At 31.0% G+C, this 5,433-nt stretch carries 7 protein-coding genes and 1 tRNA gene; 1 reads left to right on the top strand and 7 read right to left on the bottom strand.

Going from position 1 to position 5,433, the window contains the following annotated elements:
• From WBN21_RS09135 to WBN21_RS09160, 6 genes are all read right to left on the bottom strand, one after another.
• Nucleotides 1-248 (bottom strand): hypothetical protein (locus tag WBN21_RS09135; protein WP_424199554.1); only part of this gene is annotated, 248 nt, incomplete at its 3' end.
• 13 nt (nucleotides 249-261) lie between these two features.
• The gene (locus WBN21_RS09140) at nucleotides 262-918 is read right to left on the bottom strand and encodes an ATPase (RefSeq protein WP_424199556.1); all 657 of its coding nucleotides are present in this window, start codon (nucleotides 916-918) and stop codon (nucleotides 262-264) included.
• Nucleotides 902-1,549: a hypothetical protein gene (locus WBN21_RS09145; RefSeq protein WP_424199558.1), complete on the bottom strand. Its 648-nt coding sequence runs from the start codon at nucleotides 1,547-1,549 to the stop codon at nucleotides 902-904. The genes WBN21_RS09140 and WBN21_RS09145 overlap by 17 nt, the downstream gene beginning before the upstream one ends.
• 6 nt (nucleotides 1,550-1,555) lie before the next feature.
• Complete coding sequence (locus WBN21_RS09150; RefSeq protein ID WP_424199559.1) at nucleotides 1,556-1,837, bottom strand: helix-turn-helix domain-containing protein; 282 nt, start codon at nucleotides 1,835-1,837, stop codon at nucleotides 1,556-1,558.
• A gap of 265 nt (nucleotides 1,838-2,102) precedes the next feature.
• Nucleotides 2,103-2,939: an RteC domain-containing protein gene (locus WBN21_RS09155; RefSeq protein ID WP_424199561.1), complete on the bottom strand. Its 837-nt coding sequence runs from the start codon at nucleotides 2,937-2,939 to the stop codon at nucleotides 2,103-2,105.
• A 257-nt stretch (nucleotides 2,940-3,196) separates the two neighbouring features.
• Nucleotides 3,197-3,613 carry a helix-turn-helix transcriptional regulator gene (locus WBN21_RS09160; RefSeq protein ID WP_424199563.1) on the bottom strand — a complete coding sequence of 139 codons (417 nt, stop codon included), beginning with the start codon at nucleotides 3,611-3,613 and terminating at the stop codon, nucleotides 3,197-3,199.
• Nucleotides 3,614-4,202: 589 nt separating this feature from the next.
• Between WBN21_RS09160 and WBN21_RS09165 the strand changes: the two genes are divergently transcribed.
• Complete coding sequence (locus WBN21_RS09165) at nucleotides 4,203-5,180, top strand: D-cysteine desulfhydrase family protein (protein WP_424199565.1); 978 nt, start codon at nucleotides 4,203-4,205, stop codon at nucleotides 5,178-5,180.
• A 132-nt stretch (nucleotides 5,181-5,312) separates the two neighbouring features.
• Here the strand turns inward: WBN21_RS09165 and WBN21_RS09170 are convergent.
• A tRNA-Met gene (locus WBN21_RS09170) sits at nucleotides 5,313-5,386 on the bottom strand.
• Between the last annotated feature and the right edge of the window lie 47 nt (nucleotides 5,387-5,433).

Here is a 5,433-nt window from a genome sequence, read left to right on the forward strand (position 1 = left end):
AATCCTTTCATGTAAAGGAATCCAGCTTTTCTGCGCAAAATGGCATAAGGCCGAGGACTTGGTTTTTCAAAACCAATTAGAAACGATAATTCTTTTATACGATCTTGTTGGCTCAAGGATTTAGAGGTTTGAAGCATTAAAGCATCGAGTTCATTTATCCAATCTGTGAGGTTCTTTCCAAAAGGTTTTTCTAAAAGACTTCTGTCTCTGTGAAATAAGTTCTGGACATTAAAAGTTGCTATTTTCATGATTTCTAAGTTTTTACTTTCGTTTATCGCTTGTGTCTTCATCGAACGCTACGAGGTTGAATAATTCTCGCATTCGACTTCGGACTCTATTGCCATATAAATCTTCCAATTCTCCAGCATTTAGGTTTGTAGTTGCGTGCGTTTTTATGTGATGGTTTATAAAAAGTTCGTGGCGTGAGAGTAAAATTTCGCCCAAGACATTACAATCTTTTCCGTAGTGTCTACCAATAGGTTCCACACCTAAATCATCAAAACAGAAAAACTGTCTGCAACCATAATCTTCAATAGTTTTAAAGCCAATGTGATTAAAGCCAAATACAATGTTTCTAGAAGGAATTAGGATGTACGGTTTTTGTAACGGAACGATATTTTTCATCAATAACATTAAGCTCGTTTTTCCACAACCAACAGGTCCAGAAAGTAAAATACCTTTATCTGGATCTATCTCGTTTTTCTCGCAGTTTTCTTTGTCTTTTATAAAATAATGGCAGAGTTTTAAAATGATTGGATGGTCTTCTTCGAAGATTTTAAAACCGTTACCAAAGAGCATTTTTCCTTTCACATCGAGGTAAATTAAGATTTTTTCAAAATTGTATGTCACTTCTTTGCCATCAAACGTGCCAATGTCATATGTTTTGTGTTCTTCGACTATTTTACAAGGGTTGACCATAATCTTTGTTTTTACTGGTTCTCAGGTTGTCCTTTTTTTGAGGAACTGCATCTGCAGTTTCAAATTCATTGGCTTTAAGCATCCAATTACTTGCAGTAGCATGCCAATCTTCTATTTTTATTTTGCCACCAATTTTCCAACCAATGCCTTGATAGTGGTTGTAGAATTTCTTGGCTTCATTATCAGGCCATTTTTTCTTTTTAAAAAAATCAATGACATCAAATTCATTTTTTGGTAGCTTAGTTTTATTAATGTTTTCTATTTGTTTATTTCTGTTTGTATTATGTATCAATGCTTGTTCAGAGCCTGTTTCGCGCTCATTCAGAGCTTGTTCAGAGCCTGTTTTAAAAATGAACATCCTAACTTTACTCCCTTTGAAAATGTTATATGAAGGTAAATAGCACAGATACTTCCAATCGTTAAGGTTTTTTATGCATTTGTGATAGGTGGCAATTCCGCCAATTTTTGCTATTCCCATAACTTCTTCTCTATTGATATAAAATTCTTCAGGAAATCGATTAATATTCCAAAACTGAAACAAGGACATATACAAACTGATATGGGTTGGATTTAATCGGGAGTCTTTCGAAAATTGCTGAAACACAGCGTTTAAATGTTTTATATAGTTCATATATCTTTAGTCTATTTTATGATGTACTCTGTTATTATCTAGAACCTTTTGTATGTCATCAGAGTCATAAAAAATAATGCCGCCCATTTTAGTGTAGGGCAATGTGCCATTGATTTTAAGATTATGTAATGTACCTGCACTAATTTTAAGATACTCCATAACCTCAGTAGATTTTAGATATTTTTTTAGCCTCCCAGAAGCTTGTTTCATAAGTAGCTTTTTAATATCATCGAGTAACTCAAGTTTGAAATCTCGAAGATCATCTGTTGTTATAATACTTGTTGGCATAATATTCTGTTTAAAGCTTAATTATAATAACCTCTAAAAGGTTTGATATGACTTTCATTTGTCAAATTTGATGAGTTTTAATGACATTTAAGCAGTAGGTAAACCGTAGTCGGGTCAAAATTTAACATTGTTAAGAATGATGTGTTTTAAGGTGTTTTAAGGTGTTTTGGGGTGTTTAGAGTGTAGTGTTTTGTATGTCAGTAGAACAATTCAAAGAAAAATAATGAAAACAGGAGGTAAACCGAGTACGGTGTTTTTTGAAGTATTATTCCTCAGAGTGATTAATGTATTCAAGAAGCCCTTCAGATAGTTCATCTAAAAATTTTGTACGACTGATTTTTCGGGTTTTTATTTCGGCAAAGGTTTTGTAATAGTCGCCAAGTTTGAAATGAAATACGCTTTCTAGGGTAGATGCAATTTCTTTAATATCAGATTTTCCGTTATTAATGACTCTACTATGATATAAAGCATATACCAATTCTGTAAGAGCTGTTTTTGAAGATGTCCATTCTAGTTCTGAAAGATTGTTCAATTCTAACTCATTCTTAAATTTAGATTTTTTAGCATCAAATAATCTGACTTGTAAATAATTGATAAAGCGCTTTGATGCTTTTAATTTTCCCAGGAGTAAATCATATGGTGTGCAGAAGTCTGGGTCTTGAAAATAAAATTTTGAAGATGTTACGGGAAGATTGTCAAAAAAATCTCTTGTGAAGTATTGTTTGTCTAAGTGCGTTTGTTCTGATTCAATGTATTGTACAAAGTCCATGTTGTATAAAAAGAAACGATTTAGTTTTCCTAGTTTCTTTTTAACGTATTTTCTTTGTTGACTGCTATCCACTTTAGGAAATTGAATTTCAAAAGAGCGGATTTCTGAATAATAAATAAGTTGAGTAAATGGTGTTTGCTTTATTGTTTTAAAGAATTCTATTTCTTCTTCAGTAGATTTAAAACCATCGATGATTACTGTTTTTCTGTATGTGCTTAGAAGGTTTCGACACGCAATTATGGATTTGTTTGAACGTTCAATAATTCCATTGGAACTATGTTTTATCTCATCCAAATCGAAAAGAAGATTCTTGTTTTTCTTTTTAAAATCCATTCTTTCATTTTAATAAAGAAATAGTTGTTTCTAAGAAGAATGTAAAATTTAAAAGGATGATATGAAAGAAGTAAATGAGAGAAACTAATAATAATCGATCATATTAATGCTTCTATTAATTTAGATTTTTTAGGGGCTTACTATTTCAATTTAATTCTAAATTGTTTAAAATAATAATAGAATCAAAATTATACCTGTGTAGTTTTTGCGTATATCGAATGTGAATTTTTGTTCACATGTATTTTACTAGTTTATGTCTAACCTTTAAACTTTTTTACAAAGTCCTCTTTGTTAGAAACATTAGACTTTATAAAAATATTAGAAGCATGTTTCCTTACTGTTCCATAGGAAATAAACATATTTTCGGATATTTTTTTATAATTATCTCCTTTGATAATTTGGATGGCAATTTCATTTTCTCTATTTGTGAAACCAAAATCTCTCCCAATATTTCTTTTCAATATGTACGTGTACTTTAAACGGTATAGATAACTATTAATCTCCATTGTGGTAACCAAAAAGAAAGCCATAGTTACTAAAGGCTGAGTTATAGGTTGGAAATCTCCAAAATATGTTAGTAAAGGTAAAAGTATAATTGATAATATAGAAGTTAAACCTAAGTAAGTTTGAATTTTAAAGTAGCGTTGTCTTTTGACTTCTTTTCTTATGGTCATAAAAAAGTATATCAAAAATGTTATGGACATGAATATTGGAAATACCAAAAATAGACTTCTAGAAAAATTAAGTGATTTTGTATAATAATATGGTATAACAAATAAAAACAGAAAGCACAGAGATAGTATTATTGATAGGTTTTTGATTTTGAAAAAAGGATTTGGGGTTATAATATTAAACTCCTTATACAAATACCAAATAAGATATACGCACATAATTATTGAAATACTGTATGTCGCTATGTACTGAAAGAACAAAGGACCAGGTAAAGATGTATTAGGTAATAAGCCATTAAGCATATTATATAATAGAAAAAGAATAGCTAAAATTAAATATCTGTAAGAAGCTTTGATTGTTTTTTGTTTGCTTAATATTATTTTTAAGAGTTGAAGAACAATGATTATACTGATTACAATACATAAAAATAATACTATCCAATGCATTGAAGATGAATAAACGTATTCAGGTGTGAAATGATATTTTTGCTCTTGGGGTAGCATATAAGTATTTGAATAACAAAATATTATATTTAATTTTCATTACTGTTAAAGATACTATATATTAGTGTTATTCAAAAATCAGCTTATAATGTTATCTAAAAAATACAGTTTAGGTTTTTTTCCAACACCACTAGAGCGACTAGAAAATTTATCTAAAAAATATCCGGATTATAATTTATTTATTAAGCGAGATGATAATTCTGGATTAGCATCAGGAGGAAATAAAGTACGGAAGCTACAGTACTTTATTTATGATGCTTTAGAAAAAGGTTGCGACACCATTATTACTGCGGGAGCTCAACAATCTAATCATTGCCGACAAACAGCTGCGGCTTGTGCTAAGTCAGGATTAGAATGTCATTTGTTGTTAGGTGGTAAAGAACCTCAAGATTACAATGGTAATTTGTTGCTTTCACATTTATTAGGAGCAAATATCCATTTTACAAAAAATAATAGGAAAGGAGAAGATATCGAGTCTACCAAAAGAGAGTTAGAAGCGAAAGGGAAGAAAGTTTATGTTGTGCCCTATGGAGGTTCAAATTTATTAGGAGCATCCGGTTTTGTAGATGCTGTAAAAGAGTTAAAGGAGCAATTAAATGAAATGAATTTGGAAATTGATTATATTTTCTTTGCTTCAAGTTCTGGGGGTACGCAAGCTGGTCTTAAGCTAGGAGTTGATTTATTTGGTTTGGATACTAAACTAATGCCAATTAGTATTGATAAAGTAGGATCAGGAGGGAAGTCTTTAGATGAAGTGGTACTTGAACTTTTGTGTGATGGAAAGCAGTCTCTTGGAATTGTAAAGGATTATACTATTGAAGATGCTAAACTAATAAGAGGATATGACAATAGTGGCTATGGTGTAGTAACCAATGATGAACGAAGAGCAATTAGAACTTTAGCAAAAACTGAAGGTATATTGCTTGACCCTGTTTATTCTGGAAGAGCTTTTTACGGCATGTTGGATCATCTTGAAAACAAAAAACTGAGAAACAACTCTAATATTTTATTTTGGCATACAGGAGGATTACCTGCTAACTTTTATTATTCTAAAGAATTACGTTAAAGAATAATAAGTTTTGATATCATTTGTGCTTATTTGATATGAGGACATAAAAAGAGAGCAAATGTTTTAGCTATGTTTTAGCAATAAAAAAAAGCCAAGAATTTTTTTCTTGACTTTCCTTTGTTTATCTTGTAGCGAGAGGGGGGCACGATCCCCCGACCTCCGAGTTATGAATCCGACGCTCTAACCAGCTGAGCTACCTCGCCATAATTTAAGGCTGCAAATATAAAAACATTATTGTTGTAAGCAAACA

Origin of the sequence: Algibacter sp., from assembly GCF_049667265.1 — a bacterium.
In the GTDB taxonomy this organism is placed as follows: Bacteria; Bacteroidota; Bacteroidia; order Flavobacteriales; family Flavobacteriaceae; genus Algibacter_B.